This window comes from Flavimaricola marinus, assembly GCF_900184895.1.
Taxonomy (GTDB): Bacteria; Pseudomonadota; Alphaproteobacteria; order Rhodobacterales; family Rhodobacteraceae; genus Flavimaricola; species Flavimaricola marinus.
In genome coordinates this window covers 49529-66340 of sequence record NZ_FXZK01000005.1, presented here as the reverse complement: position 1 = coordinate 66340, position 16812 = coordinate 49529, and the positions used below count along the sequence as shown (strand labels likewise).

General features: G+C 64.1%; 17 protein-coding genes. 14 read left to right on the top strand and 3 right to left on the bottom strand.

The annotated features are described in order from the left end of the window. Nucleotide 1: 1 nt before the first annotated feature. Nucleotides 2–961 carry an NADPH:quinone oxidoreductase family protein gene (locus LOM8899_RS13450; RefSeq protein WP_093992759.1) on the bottom strand — a complete coding sequence of 320 codons (960 nt, stop codon included), beginning with the start codon at nt 959–961 and terminating at the stop codon, nt 2–4. 280 nt (nt 962–1241) lie between these two features. Between LOM8899_RS13450 and LOM8899_RS13445 the strand changes: the two genes are divergently transcribed. The 5 genes from LOM8899_RS13445 (at nt 1242) to LOM8899_RS13425 (ending at nt 5344) form a co-directional block, all read left to right on the top strand. Next, nucleotides 1242–1616, top strand: a complete 375-nt coding sequence (locus LOM8899_RS13445) for a helix-turn-helix domain-containing protein (protein ID WP_093992988.1) — start codon at nt 1242–1244, stop codon at nt 1614–1616. Nucleotides 1617–1696: 80 nt separating this feature from the next. Further along, nucleotides 1697–2518, top strand: coding sequence for an inositol monophosphatase family protein (locus LOM8899_RS13440; protein ID WP_093992758.1), 822 nt, complete (start codon nt 1697–1699; stop codon nt 2516–2518). After that, nucleotides 2511–3848: an 8-oxoguanine deaminase gene (locus tag LOM8899_RS13435; RefSeq protein WP_093992757.1), complete on the top strand. Its 1338-nt coding sequence runs from the start codon at nt 2511–2513 to the stop codon at nt 3846–3848. The genes LOM8899_RS13440 and LOM8899_RS13435 overlap by 8 nt, the downstream gene beginning before the upstream one ends. A gap of 395 nt (nt 3849–4243) precedes the next feature. Next, nucleotides 4244–4756 (top strand): CAP domain-containing protein, encoded by a 513-nt coding sequence (locus LOM8899_RS13430; protein WP_168770545.1) that lies wholly within the window; start codon nt 4244–4246, stop codon nt 4754–4756. A gap of 78 nt (nt 4757–4834) precedes the next feature. Next, complete coding sequence (locus LOM8899_RS13425) at nt 4835–5344, top strand: CAP domain-containing protein (protein ID WP_093992755.1); 510 nt, start codon at nt 4835–4837, stop codon at nt 5342–5344. On the opposite strand, the gene guaD is transcribed toward LOM8899_RS13425, so the two are convergent. Continuing rightward, entirely contained in the window at nt 5311–6630 is a 1320-nt protein-coding gene (gene guaD / locus LOM8899_RS13420) for a guanine deaminase (protein WP_093992754.1), read from the bottom strand. The two genes, LOM8899_RS13425 and guaD, sit on opposite strands and share 34 nt — an antisense overlap. A 102-nt stretch (nt 6631–6732) precedes the next feature. On the opposite strand from guaD, the gene mgtE reads away from it, so the two are divergent. From mgtE to LOM8899_RS13375, 9 genes are all read left to right on the top strand, one after another. Beyond that, the gene (mgtE, locus tag LOM8899_RS13415; protein WP_093992753.1) at nt 6733–8121 is read left to right on the top strand and encodes a magnesium transporter; all 1389 of its coding nucleotides are present in this window, start codon (nt 6733–6735) and stop codon (nt 8119–8121) included. Beyond that, nucleotides 8118–8699, top strand: coding sequence for a 5-formyltetrahydrofolate cyclo-ligase (locus LOM8899_RS13410; RefSeq protein ID WP_093992752.1), 582 nt, complete (start codon nt 8118–8120; stop codon nt 8697–8699). Before mgtE ends, LOM8899_RS13410 begins: the two co-directional genes overlap by 4 nt. Nucleotides 8700–8795: 96 nt before the next feature. Beyond that, nucleotides 8796–9614: a TIGR00282 family metallophosphoesterase gene (locus LOM8899_RS13405; protein ID WP_093992751.1), complete on the top strand. Its 819-nt coding sequence runs from the start codon at nt 8796–8798 to the stop codon at nt 9612–9614. Further along, nucleotides 9611–10528 carry a DMT family transporter gene (locus LOM8899_RS13400; protein WP_306456529.1) on the top strand — a complete coding sequence of 306 codons (918 nt, stop codon included), beginning with the start codon at nt 9611–9613 and terminating at the stop codon, nt 10526–10528. Before LOM8899_RS13405 ends, LOM8899_RS13400 begins: the two co-directional genes overlap by 4 nt. Then, nucleotides 10528–12306, top strand: coding sequence for an SLC13 family permease (locus LOM8899_RS13395; protein ID WP_093992750.1), 1779 nt, complete (start codon nt 10528–10530; stop codon nt 12304–12306). Before LOM8899_RS13400 ends, LOM8899_RS13395 begins: the two co-directional genes overlap by 1 nt. Nucleotides 12307–12404: 98 nt before the next feature. Next, nucleotides 12405–13175: a YebC/PmpR family DNA-binding transcriptional regulator gene (locus LOM8899_RS13390; protein ID WP_093992749.1), complete on the top strand. Its 771-nt coding sequence runs from the start codon at nt 12405–12407 to the stop codon at nt 13173–13175. Then, nucleotides 13162–14526, top strand: coding sequence for a hypothetical protein (locus tag LOM8899_RS13385; protein WP_093992748.1), 1365 nt, complete (start codon nt 13162–13164; stop codon nt 14524–14526). The genes LOM8899_RS13390 and LOM8899_RS13385 overlap by 14 nt, the downstream gene beginning before the upstream one ends. After that, nucleotides 14523–15125, top strand: coding sequence for a LysE/ArgO family amino acid transporter (locus LOM8899_RS13380; RefSeq protein WP_093992747.1), 603 nt, complete (start codon nt 14523–14525; stop codon nt 15123–15125). Before LOM8899_RS13385 ends, LOM8899_RS13380 begins: the two co-directional genes overlap by 4 nt. Before the next feature lie 48 nt (nt 15126–15173). Then, nucleotides 15174–16070: a DMT family transporter gene (locus tag LOM8899_RS13375; protein WP_245820529.1), complete on the top strand. Its 897-nt coding sequence runs from the start codon at nt 15174–15176 to the stop codon at nt 16068–16070. Between the two features lie 2 nt (nt 16071–16072). Here the strand turns inward: LOM8899_RS13375 and LOM8899_RS13370 are convergent, their stop codons facing one another. Beyond that, complete coding sequence (locus LOM8899_RS13370; RefSeq protein ID WP_093992746.1) at nt 16073–16798, bottom strand: leucine-rich repeat domain-containing protein; 726 nt, start codon at nt 16796–16798, stop codon at nt 16073–16075. Nucleotides 16799–16812 lie beyond the last annotated feature (14 nt).

The window sequence follows — 16812 nt, the reverse complement described above, 5'->3', positions numbered from 1 at the left end:
GTCACATGGTGACGACGACCTTTCCGGTGGAGCGCCGGCCCGACAGCATCTCCAGCGCCTCGGCGGCGCGATCTAGCGGCAGGCTGTGGCTGACATGCGGACGGAGCCGCCCGTCGGCATGCCATTGCATCAGCTCGGCAAGCGACTCGTTCAGCACGTCGGGCGCAAAGCTCAGATAGCCCCCCCAGTAGACACCGAGAATGTCGATGTTCTTGACCATGGCCACGTTGAGCGGCACCTCCGGCACGGTGCCGCTGGCAAAGCCGATCACGATGATCCGACCCTCGCGATTGGTGGCCCTGAACGCATCGTCGAATGCCGCGCCGCCGACCGGATCATAGACCACGTCGACACCGCCCAGATCCTTGAGCCGCTGGCGCAACTCCCCGTCGTCGCTGTCGAGGAGGATGTCCGCGCCCGCAAGTCGCGCCCGTTCGAGCTTGGCGCTGCCCCGTGCGACCGCGATGACACGCGCCCCCATGGCATGCCCGATTTCGACCGCCGTCAGCCCGACACCGCCCGCCGCCCCGAGCACGAGGAGCGTTTCGCCCGGTTGCAGCCGCGCCCGGCGACCGAGCGCAAGATGCGAGGTGCCATAGGCGACCATGAATCCGGCGGCGATCTCGGACGACATGGTTTCGGGCACCGCCAGGCAACGTGCTGCGGCAAAGACCCCGTATTCGGCAAGGCCGCCCTGACCGCCGAACACCGCCACCCGCGTTCCGATTGCCGGTGCGCTGACGTCAGGGCCGTGGCCGATGACGGTCCCGCAGATTTCCAGACCCAGAGTGAAGGGCGGCTTCGGGGTTTCCTGATAGGTGCCTTTTACCATGAGGAGATCTGCAAAATTCAGCCCGCAGGCCTCGATGCGTATCAAGACCTCTCCCGCGCCGGGAGACGGCATCGGGATCTCCTGCAAGGCGGGCGGCGTGTCAAAGGCGGTGACTTGAAAGGCGCGCATGAGGCTCAATCCCTTGTTTCATTGGTCAAAAGCCTAACCATTGCAGGCTGGATCGACCAGTCGGTTCCGGTTTTTCCGCAATTCGGCTCGAAAACGATTTAGAGGCCTACCTGTACAAAAAGTCAGGGTGACTAGTGCAACCGTTACGTGTTTCTTCTGGCAGTAGATATTCAAGGCTTTGAAACTATTCCCCTTCACGTTGGGGAAAGATCGGCGTCTGGGTTGGGTTCGGTTCTTGGTAATGAGTTCTTCGCTGGGCCCCAAAAACGAGGGAAAAAATATGAAACATCCAGTAGATGTGCATGTGGGCAAGCGCATCAGACACCGTCGGTGGATTGCAGGCACCACCCAGCAGCAGCTGGCGGAATCCGTTGGGATCAAGTTCCAGCAGATTCAAAAGTACGAAACCGGCATGAACCGCGTCAGCGCGTCAAGGTTGTGGGACATCGCCCACGCGCTCGGCGTTCAGGTTTCGTTTTTCTTCGAGGGATTGGACGAGGCCGTCAACGTGCCGTCGATGGATGCCAGCGACATGCCCGGCGACATCATGTCCGACCGCGAAGCACTGGAACTGCTGCGCTCTTATTACGCAATTCCGGAGAATCAGCGCCGTCGTCTGTTCGACCTCGCCCGTGTATTGAGCGAAGCCGCCTGATCCGCACTTGACCTCGTTGCATCCCTCGCGCTAGCGCGAAGGGGTGGGCCATTGCGGCCCCGTATCAGCGAGGCAGTCCAATGGATCAAACCGACGCAATCATTCCCGACCGGGCCCTCGCGGAGACGTTGAGGGCGACGGCCCATGCGCTCGCTGATCTGGCCCGTCCGGAAACGCTGGCGCATTTCCGCGTGGCCGTGGAGGCCGAAAACAAGCTCGCGGGGGGCTTTGATCCGGTTACGGTCGCGGACCGTGCCGCCGAGGCGGCGATGCGGGCGCATCTGGAGATCGCCCGCCCGGACGACGCGATCCTCGGCGAGGAATTCGGACCGAAGGCCGGCACCTCCGGCCTGACATGGGTTCTCGACCCCATCGACGGCACGCGCGGATATATCTCCGGCACCCCGACCTGGGGGGTTCTGATCTCGGTCGCCAATAGCGACGGTCCGCTCTTTGGCATTATAGATCAGCCCTTTATCGGGGAACGGTTCGTCGGCGGTTTCGGCCTTGCGGAGACGACGGGGCCGATGGGCAATCGCCCGCTCCGAACGCGGGCACCGCGTCCGCTGGCCGAAGCACAGCTGTTGTCCACCTTTCCGGAAGTCGGGACCGAAGCCGAGGGGCGTGCTTTTCATGCCGTGTCCAAACAGGCGCGACTGACCCGTTATGGCATGGATTGCTATGGTTATGCGCTGCTTGCCGCGGGCCAGGTGGATCTGGTGATCGAAGCGGGCTTGCAGGCCTATGACTTGCAGGCTCCCATCGCCGTCGTTGCGGCAGCCGGCGGCATCGTGACCGACTGGCATGGCGGCCCGGCCCACAACGGCGGCCGCGCGCTGGCCGCCGCGAATCCACAGATCCATGCGGAAGCCTTGGCCATCCTGAGCAAATTCGTTGACTGACCTTCTGATCAAGCGCGCCGATGTCACCCTGACGATGGATGACGCCCGGTCCGAGCTGCGATCGGTCGATATCTTGCTCCGGGACGGGGTGATCCACTCCATTGGCGCCGATCTGGAGGCTCCTGCGGCCGAAGTCATCGACGCAGCGGGCTGTGTGGTGACGCCGGGCTTGGTCAACACCCATCATCACCTCTATCAGACGCTTACCCGCGCCGTGCCGGGCGGGCAGGATGCGCTTCTGTTTGGCTGGCTCAAAACCCTGTATCCGATCTGGTCGCGCTTTGGCCCCGAAGAGATGTTCGTCTCGGCCCAGATCGGTCTGGCCGAACTGGCGCTTTCCGGCTGCACTATGACATCGGATCATCTGTATCTCTATCCCAACGGCGCGCGTCTGGATGACACCATCGCTGCCGCATCCGAGGTGGGGTTGCGCTTTCACCCGACCCGCGGGGCGATGAGCATCGGCGAGAGCAATGGCGGATTGCCTCCGGACGCGCTTGTCGAAAACGAACATGCGATCCTCGAAGATTGCATTCGAGTGGTGGATTCCTTTCACGATTCGAATGAAGGTGCGATGGTCCGCGTGGGCATTGCCCCCTGTTCTCCATTCTCGGTCAGCCGCGAGTTGATGCGCGACGCCGCTTTGCTGGCCCGCGACAAGGGCGTGATGTTGCACACCCATCTGGCCGAGAACGACGAGGACATCGCTTACTCTCTGGCCCAGTTCGGCTGCCGCCCCGGTCAATACGCCGAGGATCTCGGTTGGACCGGGGACGACGTCTGGCACGCCCATTGCGTGAAGCTCGACGGGGCCGAGATCGACCTTTTCGCCCGCAGTCGGACCGGAGTGGCCCATTGTCCGTGCTCAAACTGTCGCTTGGGCAGCGGAATTGCCCCGGTGCGGGCGATGCGTGACGCCGGGGTCAAGGTGGGGCTTGGGGTCGATGGCTCGGCCAGCAACGACGCGGGCAATCTGATCGGCGAGGCGCGGCAGGCGCTCCTGCTTCAGCGGGTTGCAAACGGTGCCAATGCGATGAGTGCCCGCGAGGCGCTGTATATCGCGACCCGTGGCGGCGCCGAGGTGCTGGGCCGCGAGGATTGTGGCCAGATCGCTGTCGGAAAGCGTGCCGACATCGCCATTTGGGACACCTCCGGCATCGAGAGCGCGGGCAGCTGGGACAAGGCGGCTCTGCTGCTGGCTGGCCCGACCAAGGTCCGTGATCTCATCGTCGAGGGCCGCCAGATCGTGCGGGACGGCCAGGTCGTCACCTTTGATCTGGGCGCGGCGATTGCGCGGCAAGACAGGCTGGCTGCGACGCTGGCCGGTTGACCCAAGGTCACTCCATTTCCGCGAATTGGCCCGAATTGGAAACAGTTTGTTTGTCCGAAGGGTGACGTTAGGGGCATTCCGGCTCCTGGCGCGGCGATGCGGCCGCACGACCGGAGAGGCGCCTGCGCGAAAGCTGTTCAGGCCGTGCGCTCGGGCGTTGTATATTTTCTGATTTATATCAATGCATTAAGCCGAGCGTTGTTGGCGTCTCCGCTGCGGATCTGCACCCTTGCACGACACCCGGGTCAAAGCGTTTCAGTTCCGAAAAACAGCCCGAAGGCCCCCGGGGCCGCATAGGCAAATGCGGCGGAATCTGACGGCACTTGCCCAGATCTCACCGTATTCGACGGGTAAAACGGACAGAGGCGGGGGCCTGACGAACAAGGATGCATTTTATGCGCACATGGTCACTGCTGGCCTTGCCCTTGCTATCTGCCTGCGCTGCTGCGGGTGTGGCAAATCCGGTTCAGACGACGGTTCTGGGGACCTCGGCTGTGTCGGACTCGGCAAATATTGCGCCGCTGCCAGCGGCTCCTGACAATCTTGGCCATGAATCCTTTGGGATCCTGCTGAACGATACCCGCGGCGGATTCGACGTGCTTCCGGTGACCGAGAACGATCTGCTGAACGAAGCGGCGACCCTGCACGCGCAGGACATGGTCGAGAACGACTATCTGTCGCACACCAGCCTCGATGGACGCACCGTGGGGGACCGGGTGCTCGAGGTCGGCTACAACTATTCCTTCGTGGCCGAAAACATCGCTCAGGGTTTCTCCGATCAGGACACGGTCGTCGACGCGTGGATGGGATCGCCGGGCCATCGCAACAACATCCTCGATCCGCGTGCCGTCGAATTCGGGATTGCCCAAGAAGACAGCACCTGGGTCCTGCTCCTCGGCGCACAATAGCCGATCTGCTGCCCAAGGGCTTGCGCATCACCCGCCCTCTGTGCCCATTAACGATTTTGCGGCACAGCGGGGGTGAGCATGAAAGCGATTGCAGCGGCGGCGGTGGTGGCCTGCGGTTCTGTCGCGGGCTGTGGCGTGTCGCTCGGCGAGAGCGCCGAAAGCGGGCTCTTGTCGTTTGATCCGGGCATGGCGCCGGAGCCTGCCTCGGCGGGCTCTCAGGACAATGACCGTTTCGCGATCCTGCTCAACGACGAGCGCGGCGGCGTCATGGCCCAGCCCATCACGATCAATCAGACCCTTACCGACGTCGCGCAGGCCCATGCCACCGACATGGCGCAGAACGGCTATTTCTCGCATGTCGGGCTGAATGGTTCGACGATTTCCGACCGGGTGTCGGCCTCCGGCTACCAGTATGACTGGGTGGCTGAGAACCTGTTGCAGGGCACAACCGACGAGGCCGTCGCGGTGCAGACATGGATGCAATCGGCCCCTCACCGCGACGCGATGCTGGAGCCGCGCGCCGAAGAATTCGGTCTGGGGTTGGACGCCGACCTCTACGTGCTGATCCTTGCGGATCCCGCTGACTGACAAGGCGCCCCGTTCAGCCAGACCGCCTGCACGGCGCGGTCGTCGCCCATCATGATCGTAGGAAAGATTGCATCCCAGATATCGTTCGCCTGCGCGGCGCGTTGGGCGATTGCGGGGGTGGATCCGAGATCGAGGATCACCAGATCGGCCTCGGCGCCGGCCCGCAGAGCGCCGATCCGCCCTTGCATGTGCAACACCTGTGCGCTGCCCTCTGTGGCCAGCCACCAAAGCTGCGCCGGATGTAGCGCGGTGCCGTGCAACTGGCCCACCTCGTAGGCGGCTGCCATGGTGCGCAGCATCGAAAACGACGATCCGCCCCCGGTGTCGGTGGCCAGACCCACCCGCTGGCCCGCGCCCTTGAGCCCGGCCATGTCAAAGAGCCCCGATCCGATGAAGGTGTTCGACGTCGGGCAATGGACCAGCCCGGCGCCAACCTCGGACAATCGCGCCTTTTCGCGCTCTTCCAGATGGATCGCATGGCCATAGACACCGCGTTCGCCCAGCAACCCGTAGGCCTCGTAGGTATCGAGATAGTCGCGGGCCTCGGGGTAGAGGCCGCGCACCCATTCGATTTCGTCGGTCTGCTCGCTGAGATGGGTCTGCATCAGGCAGCTGGGGTGCTCGGCCCAGAGCGCACCCAGGGCCTCAAGTTGCGCGACCGTCGAAGTCGGCGAGAATCGCGGCGTGATCGCGTAGCTGGCCCGGCCCTTGTCATGCCAACGCTCGATCAGGGCGCGGCTGTCGTCATAGGCGCCTTGCGCGGTGTCGCGCAGCCTGTCCGGGGCGGTGTCGCGATCCATGCAGGTCTTGCCCGCGACGATCCGCATATCGCGCGCGGCGGCGGCCTCAAAGATCGCGTCGACGCTGCCGGGATGGATGGTGCAATAGCTGGCGACGGTGGTCGTGCCGTGGGCGAGATTGAGATCGAGGCAGCGCCCGGCGATCTCGGTTGCATAGGCGGGGTCGGCAAACCGCATTTCCTCGGGAAAGGTATAGAGATTGAGCCAGTCGATGAGCCGTTTTCCCCATGACGCGATGATCGCGGTCTGGGGGTAATGCATATGGGCATCCACGAAACCGGCCGAGATCAGGCCGTCGCCATAGTCGGTTGTGGCGACATCTGGAAATTCGGCTTTGAGATCATCGGCCTGACCGACCGCGGCGATGCGGCCGGCGTCGATCAGGACCGCCCCTCGCCGGTGATGCTGGGCGGCCACCTCGAGGGGGGCGGAAAACGGATCGGCGGCGAAGGCCAGGGTCTGGCCGAGGATCAAATGGCGTGTCATACGGGCCAGCGTAGTCTGGCCGTGTTGGCTCTACAATAACCGAACATCCGGTTGTGGCCCGCACCCATTTCGCTATTGTCCAAATCAGATACGGGAGCCGCCATGACCGATCAGACAGACATCCAAGAACCGGAAGACGAGACCGACGATTTCGGCCTGCCTGCACGGCTGTTCGACGACGTTCTGGATGCGATCGAGGCGGGCGACGCGGTCGCCATCGACGCCCTGTTCGAGCCGCTCCATGCCGCGGACATCGCCGACCTTTTCGAACAGATCGACCAGCGGGACCGGCGGTCGCTGCTGGCGCTTTGGAAAGGCGGGATGGACGGCGAGATCCTGTCCGAGCTTGACGACAACCTGCGCGAAGAGATCATCGCAGCCCTCGCCCCGGCCGATCTTGCGCTCGCCATGCGCGAACTGGAATCGGACGATGTGGTCGATCTGGTCGAGGATCTGGACGAAGCTCAGCAAGAGCAGGTTCTGGCCAGCCTCGACGCCACCGAGCGGGTCGCCGTCGAGAAGGCGCTCGCCTATCCGGAGTATTCCGCCGGTCGCCTGATGCAGGTCGAGGTGGTCAGTGCGCCGGTGCATTGGTCCGTCGGTCAGGCCATTGATTTCATGCGTGCCAACGAGGCGCTGCCCGAGCAATTCTACCACGTCATCCTCGTCGATCCCCGGATGAAGCCGCAGGGCTATGTCACCCTCGGCCGCCTGCTGTCGTCGCGGCGCGCCACCAAGCTTGTCGATCTGGCGGAAGAGAGCTTTCGCACCTTCCGCCTGACGGACGAGCAGGGGGCGGTGGCCTATGCGTTCAACCAGTATCACCTGATTTCCGCCCCCGTGGTGGATGCCGACGACAGGCTCGTCGGCGTGATCACCATCGACGATGCGATGGAGGTGCTCGACGAGGAGCACGAGGAAGACATCCTGCGTCTGGCCGGTGTGGGCGGCGAATCCGAGCTGTCCGACAGCGTGATCGAGACCACGAAGCAGCGGTTTCCGTGGCTGGCGGTCAACCTGGTGACGGCGATTCTCGCCTCGGGTGTCATTTCGCTCTTTGAAGGCACGATCGAGGCACTTGTCGCGCTCGCCGTATTGATGCCGATCGTGGCCTCGATGGGCGGCAATGCGGGCACGCAGTCGCTGACCGTGGCCGTGCGCGCGATTGCGACGCGCGACCTCACCGGATCGAACGTCTGGCGGGTGATCCGCCGCGAAATCATGGTGGGCGCGATCAACGGTCTGATCTTTGCCGTGGTCATGGGGGCCGTCGGTATCGTCTGGTTCGGCTCGCCCATGCTGGGCGCGGTCATCGCCATGGCGATGGTGGTCAACCTCGTGATCGCGGGGCTTGCGGGCACCGGCATCCCGGTGCTGCTTGAGAAACTCGGCGTCGATCCGGCGCTGGCTTCGGGCGCATTCGTCACCACCGTGACTGACGTGGTCGGCTTCTTCGCCTTTCTCGGGCTCGCCGCGGTCTTGTTGCTATGACCGATCTGGCCGGGATCAAGTCCGCTGCCCGTGCGGCCGCGTTCGCGCGTCGCGAGGCGGCGTTTGCCGCCGCCGACGCCGCGCAGGCCGGTCATTTGTCCTCGATCCTCGCGGGCTATCGCGGAGTGCCGCTGGCCGGATACATGGCGATGCGCACCGAGATCGACCCGACCCCGGTGATGGAGGAGGCCGCGGCTCATGGCACCGTCGCAGTGCCCGTCATCATGGGCAAGGGGCAGCCGCTGCAATTCCGGGCGTGGTCGCCCGGCTGTGCGATGGAGGCCGGCGCATTCGGGGCGCAGATCCCCGCAGCCGGCGAATGGGTCACGCCGCAGATCCTGATCGTGCCCTTGGTGGCCTTTGATCGCCGTGGCGGCCGCTTGGGCTATGGCGGCGGCTTTTATGACCGCACCCTGCAAAAGCTGCGCGCAGACGGCCCGGTGCTGGCCATCGGCTTTGCCTTCGCCGCACAAGAGGCAGACCAGTTGCCTTTGGAGCCGACCGATCAGCCACTCGACATGGTGGTGACCGAGCGCGAGGTGATCGACCTATCGCCTGTGGCTAGGGCAGGAGTGTGAGTTTTTTGGCCAAGATGAAGGGGCAGGCCGGTGCAAATGCCATGCGGCGTCGCTGCATGCTTGCCCTTTCCAGCGCCCGCGCCTAACACCGCGCTCATGCGTATTCTATTCCTAGGCGATGTGATGGGCCGAGCTGGCCGGACTGCCATAGCGGAGCAATTGCCCCGTTTGCGCAGCGAATGGCGACTCGATTTCGTGGTGGTCAACGGCGAGAACGCCACCTCGGGCGCCGGGCTGTCGGCCGCCCATGCCAAGGGCATTCTGGAGGCCGGGGCGGATGTGATCACCTTGGGCGACCATGCCTTCGATCAGAAGGACATGCTCCAGTTCGTCGAAACCGAGCCGCGTGTGATCCGCCCGTTGAATTATTCCAAGGCCGCCCCCGGCAAGGGTGCTCGAGTGTTCGATGCACCCGGGGGCCGCAAGGTTCTGGTGGCGCAGGTTCTGGGGCAGGTCTTCATGAAGCGTGCCTTTGACGACCCGTTTTCGGCCATGGATGCGGTGCTGCGTGCGCACCCCTTGGGCGGCATGGTCAATGCCAGCCTCGTGGACATGCATTGCGAGGCCACCAGCGAGAAAATGGCGATGGGGCATTTCTGCAAGGGCCGCGCCAGCGTCGTCGTCGGCACCCATACCCATGTGCCCACCGGCGATGCGATGATCTTGCCCGGCGGCACCGCCTATCTGTCGGATGCCGGGATGTGCGGCGATTATCATTCCGTCATCGGGATGGACCCGGCCGAGCCGATGCGCCGCTTTATCACTGGGATGCCCAAGGAACGCTTTACCCCCGCGAATGGCGAGGCCACCCTGTCCGGCCTCTATGTCGAGACAGACGACCGGACCGGCCAGGCCAGCCGCGTCGTTCCTGTTCGAGAGGGCGGGCATCTTGCGCCGTCGGGGCCGCACCTGTGACGACCGGCCTTGCCGCGCCGCCCCTCGGGCGGTTTGTCCTGACCCTGGCCCTCGTTGCGATGGGCGCCGGGTGGGGCCTGACGCAACCCTTGTCCAAGATCGCCGTCTCGGCCGGACATGGGGCGATGGGCCTCGTGTTCTGGCAACTGGTCGTGGGCGCGGTGCTGCTCAGCGCGATCAATGCGGCGCGCGGGGTGCGCCTGCCGATGGGGCGCCAATCGGTGATGCTTTATGTCTTTATTGCGGTCCTCGGCACGGTATTGCCCAACTGGGGTAGCTTTACCTCGGCCTATCACCTGCCCGCAGGGGTGATGTCGATCGTGATCTCGGCGGTGCCGATGTTTGCCTTTCCCATCGCTCTGGCCCTCGGGACGGACCGGTTCTCCGTGATCCGCCTGACCGGGCTCTTGCTGGGGCTGGCGGGCGTGGCGCTGATCGCGTTGCCAGAGACCAGCCTGCCGGACCGGGCGATGGTGGCCTTTCTGCCGCTCGCGCTGTTGGCGCCGTTTTGCTATGCGGTCGAGGGCAATGTGGTTGGCCGATGGGGCACCGGCGGGCTGGACGCGCTGCAAGTCCTGCAAGGGGCGTCGATCATCGGGTCGGTGATCGCGCTGCCGCTGGCCTTCGGGATGGGGCAGATGGCCGATCCACGGTTCGCCTGGGGGCTGCCGGAACTGGCTTTTCTCACCTCGGCGTCGATCCATGCGATCGTTTATTCCACCTATGTCTGGATCGTCGGCCGGGCCGGCGCGGTGTTTGCCACTCAGGTCAGCTACCTTGTCACCGGCTTTGGCATCTTGTGGGCAATGATTTTGTTGGGCGAACGCTATTCGGTGTATATCTGGGTGGCCCTCGCCGCGATGCTATTGGGCCTGACCCTGGTGCGACCGCGCCCTGCGCAGGAGGAACTGTAATGTTTGGGATCGCGTTGTCTGCATCGGTCGAGCCGATTGCTGCGATGGTGATTGTGCTGGGGATGCTCGTGGCCTTCGTGCGCGAGAATTATCCCGTCGAGGTGGTGGCGCTGAGCGGTGCCGTCATCATGCTGATCCTCGGCATCACGCCGCAGGACGATGCGATTGCGGTGTTCTCCAACCCCGCGCCATGGACGATTGCCGCGCTCTTTATCATCGTCGGCGCGATGGTGCGCACGGGCGCGCTGGACTACATCTCGGGGCAGGCCGCCCGACACGTCGACAAGCGCCCGACGGCGACCCTCGTCACCCTGACCTTTACCGTGCTCGGCATGTCGGCCTTCATCAACAACACGCCGATCGTCGTGGTGATGATCCCGATTTTCGTTCGCCTTTCGAAACAGATGGGCCTGACCCCGTCCAAGCTGTTGATCCCGCTGAGCTATTTCTCGATCTTCGGAGGCACGCTGACGCTGATCGGAACCTCGACGAACCTGCTGGTCGACGGCGTGGTCAGGGCCGCGGGCGAGCCGGCCTTTACCATATTCGAGATCACGCCCGTCGGCCTGATCATGTCGTCGGTCGCGGTGCTGTATCTGGCGCTTTTCGGGCGCAAGCTCCTGCCGGATCGTGACAGCATGGCCGGACTGCTCAGCGACAAGTCCAAGATGCGCTTTTTCACCGAGGCCGTGATCCCGCCCGACAGTAACCTGATCGGCCGCGAAGTGCTGGACGTGCAGCTTTTCAAGCGTGACGGGGTCCGCCTGATCGACGTGGTGCGGGGCGATGCCTCGCTGCGCCGCGATCTCAAGAGCGTTACGCTGGAGGTGGGCGACCGCCTCGTGCTGCGCACCGCGATGACCGAATTGCTGAGTCTGCAACAGAACCCGTCGCTGCGCCGGGTCGATCAGGTCTCTGCGGTGGAGACGACGACGGTCGAGGTGCTGATCACGCCGGATTGCCGGATGGTGGGCCGCCGTATGGGCGAGCTGCGTCTGCGCCGCCGCTATGCGGTCTATACGTTGGCCGTCCATCGCCGCGACAAGAACATCGGTCGCCAGATCGACGATCTGGTCGTGCGCGTCGGCGACACCCTTCTGCTCGAAGGAGCGCCCGCCGACATCCAGCGCCTTGCCGCCGATATGAACCTTGTCGATGTTAGCCGCCCGACCGAGCGGGCCTACCGCCGGAGCCATGCTCCGATCGTGATCGGCGTGTTGCTGGCCATCGTGGTGTTGTCCGGGGTCGGACTGGCCAGCATCGGGCCGCTGGCCTTTATCGGCGTCGCCATCGTCCTGCTGACCCGCTGCATTGATGCCGACGAAGCCTTTGGCTTTGTCGATGGGCGCCTGCTGACCTTGATCTTCTCGATGCTGGTCGTGGGCGCCGGGCTGGGCCATTCGGGCGCCGTCGAGATCGCCGTCAACTGGCTGTCTCCGTCGCTGGCGAAGCTGCCGCCATGGGCGCTTGTCTTCTGCGTCTATCTGATGGCTTCGACGATGACCGAGATCGTGTCGAACAACGCCGTCGCGGTGATCCTGGCACCCGTGGCCCTGGGGCTGGCCGCGACGTTGGGGGTCGATCCCCGGCCGCTGGTGGTTGCGGTCATGTTCGGCGCCTCGGCGGCCTTTGCCACGCCGATCGGCTATCAGACCAACACGCTGGTCTACGGGCCGGGCGGCTACAAGTTCACCGATTTCCTCAAGATCGGGGTGCCGCTCAACCTGTTGACCGCCGTCACCGCATCGCTGGCGATCCCGATCTTCTTTCCTCTCTAGGCGGTGATCCTGCGCCTGCGATGCAGCCCTGTCTTGCAGGCCCCCCGGTGCTTGGCCTATAGACCGCCAAGAAAACCTCTAACGCAAAGGGCAGCGCCATGGCCGGCCACTCAAAATGGGCAAACATCCAGCACCGCAAGGGGCGTCAGGACAAGATCCGTTCCAAGCTTTTCTCGAAGCTGGCCAAAGAGATCACCGTGGCCGCCAAGATGGGCGATCCCGATCCCGAGAAGAACCCGCGCCTGCGCATGGTCGTCAAGGAGGCCAAGAGCCAGTCCGTCCCCAAGGACGTGATCGACCGCGCGATCAAGAAATCGCAAGGCGCCGACGCCGAGAACTACGACGAGATCCGCTACGAAGGATACGGCCCCGGTGGCGTGGCCGTCATCGTCGAAGCGATGACCGACAACCGCAACCGCACCGCCAGCACCGTGCGCTCGACCTTCGCCAAGAACGGCGGCAATCTGGGCGAGACCGGCTCGGTCGGCTTCATGTTCGAACGCAAAGGCCAGATCGAATATCCCTTCGATGCCGGCGACGAGGACACTATCATGATGGCCGCTCTCGAAGCCGGGGCGGAAAACGTCGAAAGCGAAGCGGGCGACGACGATGAGAACGAAGGCGGTCACTGGATCACCTGCGCCGACACCGATCTCAACGAGGTTGCGACCGCTTTGGAGGCCGCATTGGGCGAGAGCCGTTCGACCAAGCTGATCTGGCAGCCGCAGACCACGACCCCTGTCGATCTGGAAACGCTGACCAAGCTGATGAAGCTGGTCGAAACCCTCGAGGACGACGACGACGTTCAGACGGTTACGACCAATATGGACGCTCCCGAAGACGTCATGGAAGCGTATGGCGCCAGCTGATCCCGCGTCCGGCTCTGGCGGCAAGGCCCTTCGGGTTGTCGCCAGCCGGGAGGACGGGTTGTGCATGCGCCTTCTCGCGCTGTTGCAGGCGCGGCGCGTCGCCTCTGCGATCGGTGCGGACTATGGTTTCCTGTGGCCGGAAACCGATTTTCCGGAACAGGACAAGCACAACGTCGGCGATCCGGCGCTGATCTTTTCCGCCCCCTATCTGGACCGCCATCTGGTGCCTGCCGCCAAGGTGCAGTCCTGCGTTCCGATCTTGGCCCATGCCAAGACCCCGCTCGACGAGCTCGTGGCAGAGGCCCGTGGCCCGGGTATTCTGCTCGTCGAGCGACCGCTTCCCGTGGCACTGCCCAACGAGGCCGACCTGCCGTCGAATGCCGATCTGTTTGACGCCATCGACTGGACAGAGCCGGTGCGTCAGGCGATGGCCGCGGCGCGCGAGCTGCCGATCGACCCGGCCTCCGCGGCGATCCATATCCGCGGCGGCGACATCCTGCATGGCACCTGCTCCAACAGCGGCACCTATGCCCACAAGGCCGTCTCGGTCTTCGAGATCGAGGCCCTTGCAGGTCGGCTCGCAAAGGAGGGACGGCCGGTCTGGCTGATCGGGCAGGAGCCCGACCTCATCGCTCATGTCGTGGCGACCAACAGCGCGGCAAGGAGCCTCGATCAGACCCGGCAGGCGCTCGGCCTTAGCGATGTGGCGGCGGTCTTCTTCGATGTCATCGCGATGTCGCGCATGGCCGAGGTCTATAGCGGCCGGAGCGGCGTTGCCCATTTGGCCTGCCAGTTGGGCGATGCCCGGTATGTCGACACCAAGGGGCTCGATCTGGCGCTGCACCCGGCCGATTATGCGCACGACCCTCTGGCGGCACCGGTTTACAAGGATGTGTCAGGCAACCTCAAATCGCACAGCTATTACAAGCTGTTCTATCTGACCGAGCCATCCGACTGGACGACGACCGATCTCGAACTGGCCCGGTTGATGCTGCGCTGGCGCCCGAACGGCCAGTTTGCCAAGCTGATGCTCTGCATCATGTCTGCCCATTTCGGCCACTGGGACGAGGCCGAGGCACTGGCGGTCAGCGTGATCGGGCCGGAGCCGCACGAGGGCTGGCCCGACGTCGTGGTCGATCACGTGATGTCGCGATACGATCGGATGCCGAAGCAGCTCATCGCGGAACTGGCTCCAGCCAGAGCCGAAGACCATCCGGCCTGCGCCTTTCTCGCGGCCTGCGCCCGGCCCAAGGAAACGTCCAAGCTGCCGAGTTTCGCCGCACGGCATGGCTTGGCCCTGTCAGAGGCATTGCAGCAGCACCTTGCGCGACTCGCGGAGGCGAGGCGGTGACCGCGGCTCTGACCGGGTTTTCGCTTGGCTTGTCGCTGATCCTGGCCATCGGCGCCCAGAATGCCTTTGTCCTGCGGCAAGGGATCCAGCGGGCGCACGTGCTGGCGGTGGTGTTGACCTGTGCCTTGTCGGATGCGGTGCTGATCGTCGTGGGCGTATCGGGCTTTGGCGCGCTCAGCGAAGCGGCGCCCTGGATCGCCGATGTCATGCGCTGGGCAGGGGCCGCGTTTCTGATCGTCTATGGCGCGATGTCGTTTCGGTCGGCCTGGGCCGGTACCGGCGCGCTCAAAGCGGAGGGAGCGTCCACCGGCAGTTGGAAAGCAGCGGTGCTGACCTGTCTTGCGCTGACGTGGCTCAACCCGCATGTCTATCTGGACACCGTGGTGCTCTTGGGATCGGTCGCGGCGCAATATCCGGGCGAAAGGGTGCCCTTCGGGATCGGGGCGGTCTGCGCCTCTTTCACCTTCTTTTTCGCCTTGGGATACGGCGCGCGGCTGCTTGCGCCGCTGTTTGCCCGGCCTGCCGCATGGCGCGTGCTGGACGTGGTGATCGGCTGCATCATGTGGGCGATTGCCGCCGGGCTGATCCTCAAGGGATAGCGCCTTTCTGCCCTTGTGCCTGCCGGTCAATTGCGGTCAGGTCTGCGCATGGCTCAAGAACCAAGACCGCTGGTCGGCGTCTTCTGGATGATCGTGACCGGCCTGAATTTCGTGGCAGTGACCGCCATCGTCAAACATGTTGGCAGCAACGTGCCCGCAGCTCAGGCTGCATTTCTGCGCTATGCCTTGGGGCTGGTGTTCCTGATCCCGATGATCCGGCCGATCCTGCGGGCCCGCCTCACGGCGCGGCAGTTGCGACTGTTCGGCATTCGGGGGTTGCTGCACACCGTGGCGGTGATCCTGTGGTTCTTTGCGATGACGCAGATTTCCATCGCCGAGGTTACGGCGATGAACTACCTCAACCCGGTCTACGTCACCTTGGCGGCCGCCTTGTTTCTGGGCGAGGCTTTGCCGCCCAGACGGCTGGCGGCCGTGTGTCTGGCTCTGATCGGGGCGTTGGTCATCCTGCGGCCCGGATTGCGGGCCATCGAGCCGGGACACATCGCGATGCTGGCGACCGCGGCCCTGTTTGCGGGCGGCTATATCATTGCCAAGATCGTCTCTGACGAGGTCAGCCCACCGGTCGTCGTCGGGATGCTGTCGATCACCGTGACCATTGGTCTGGCACCCTTTGCATGGGCCGTCTGGGTCACGCCTTCACTATCCGATGTGGGCTGGCTGTTCCTCGTGGCCTGCTTTGCCACGGCGGGGCATCTGACGATGACGATGGCCTTTGCCGCGGCACCTTTGACGGTGACCCAGCCGGTGACGTTCCTGCAACTGGTCTGGGCGGTGCTCTTGGGCTACTTCGCCTTTGGCGAGACGGTCGATGGCTGGGTGATCTTTGGCGGGGCGCTGATCATGGCCTCGGTCAGTTTCATCACATGGCGCGAAGCCTTGGCCCGGCGCAGGGTGACGCCGGGAGTCGCCGAGACCAAGGTCTAGGCCTAGCAGACGACAACGCTGGGCTGTTCGTATACCACCACACCGCGCGCCATCAGCGCCTCGGCATCCGCCGCAATCGGAGAGCTTTCCCAGAAATCCGGCACGCTGGTTTGGCGCAGCCGCGGCATCGTCAGCAGGGGACTGATGTCGTTGACATAGGAGTCCGTGAAATCGACCACCTCGAGGCCGGGATGGCCGGCCAGCGGCGACAGGTCTTCTTCACCGTCGATATAGAGCACCACCCGGCGCAGCTGCGGCAACGCCGCGATCACCGACGCGGGAGAGGTCTGATAATCACCGATGGCCAGCTCGTCGAGCCGCCGCAGTTGCCCGATCGGGCTGTAGTCCGACACGTTGCGCATCTGCTGGGCGTGCAGAACCTTGAGGTTGGGAAAAGCCGACAGGCCCGACAGGTCGGAGACGTCCGTCTGCCCGATGTGCAATTCCTCAAGCTGGGTCATCGCGGCGATGTCGCCAAGGTCCGAGAAATCGGTGTAGCTGATCATCAGCGCCTTGACGTGGGTCATGCTGCCAAGGATCGAATAATCGGCCAGTGCCGCGCTGTCCAAGTCCAGCCGCTCGCATTGGATGGCCACGCATTCGGCGACCGCAGCGTTGCCCCGATCGATGTCCGCTTGGCGGTGATCAATCGGCGGGGCAGGGTCGTCGCAGGCTCCCAAAATCAGGGAAACGGCGGCAACGGCAATAATCTTGCTGATCTGAAGCATCAGAATATCCCTTC

Excerpts from the sequence above, each read along its gene's own strand:
- LOM8899_RS13450 (WP_093992759.1), bottom strand. The coding sequence starts at position 961 with ATGCGCGCCTTTCAAGTCACCGCCTTTGACACGCCGCCCGCCTTGCAG.
- LOM8899_RS13445 (WP_093992988.1), top strand. The coding sequence starts at position 1,242 with ATGAAACATCCAGTAGATGTGCATGTGGGCAAGCGCATCAGACACCGT.
- LOM8899_RS13440 (WP_093992758.1), top strand. The coding sequence starts at position 1,697 with ATGGATCAAACCGACGCAATCATTCCCGACCGGGCCCTCGCGGAGACG.
- LOM8899_RS13430 (WP_168770545.1), top strand. The coding sequence starts at position 4,244 with ATGCGCACATGGTCACTGCTGGCCTTGCCCTTGCTATCTGCCTGCGCT.
- LOM8899_RS13425 (WP_093992755.1), top strand. The coding sequence starts at position 4,835 with ATGAAAGCGATTGCAGCGGCGGCGGTGGTGGCCTGCGGTTCTGTCGCG.
- guaD (WP_093992754.1), bottom strand. The coding sequence starts at position 6,630 with ATGACACGCCATTTGATCCTCGGCCAGACCCTGGCCTTCGCCGCCGAT.
- mgtE (WP_093992753.1), top strand. The coding sequence starts at position 6,733 with ATGACCGATCAGACAGACATCCAAGAACCGGAAGACGAGACCGACGAT.
- LOM8899_RS13410 (WP_093992752.1), top strand. The coding sequence starts at position 8,118 with ATGACCGATCTGGCCGGGATCAAGTCCGCTGCCCGTGCGGCCGCGTTC.
- LOM8899_RS13405 (WP_093992751.1), top strand. The coding sequence starts at position 8,796 with ATGCGTATTCTATTCCTAGGCGATGTGATGGGCCGAGCTGGCCGGACT.
- LOM8899_RS13395 (WP_093992750.1), top strand. The coding sequence starts at position 10,528 with ATGTTTGGGATCGCGTTGTCTGCATCGGTCGAGCCGATTGCTGCGATG.
- LOM8899_RS13390 (WP_093992749.1), top strand. The coding sequence starts at position 12,405 with ATGGCCGGCCACTCAAAATGGGCAAACATCCAGCACCGCAAGGGGCGT.
- LOM8899_RS13385 (WP_093992748.1), top strand. The coding sequence starts at position 13,162 with ATGGCGCCAGCTGATCCCGCGTCCGGCTCTGGCGGCAAGGCCCTTCGG.
- LOM8899_RS13375 (WP_245820529.1), top strand. The coding sequence starts at position 15,174 with ATGGCTCAAGAACCAAGACCGCTGGTCGGCGTCTTCTGGATGATCGTG.
- LOM8899_RS13370 (WP_093992746.1), bottom strand. The coding sequence starts at position 16,798 with ATGCTTCAGATCAGCAAGATTATTGCCGTTGCCGCCGTTTCCCTGATT.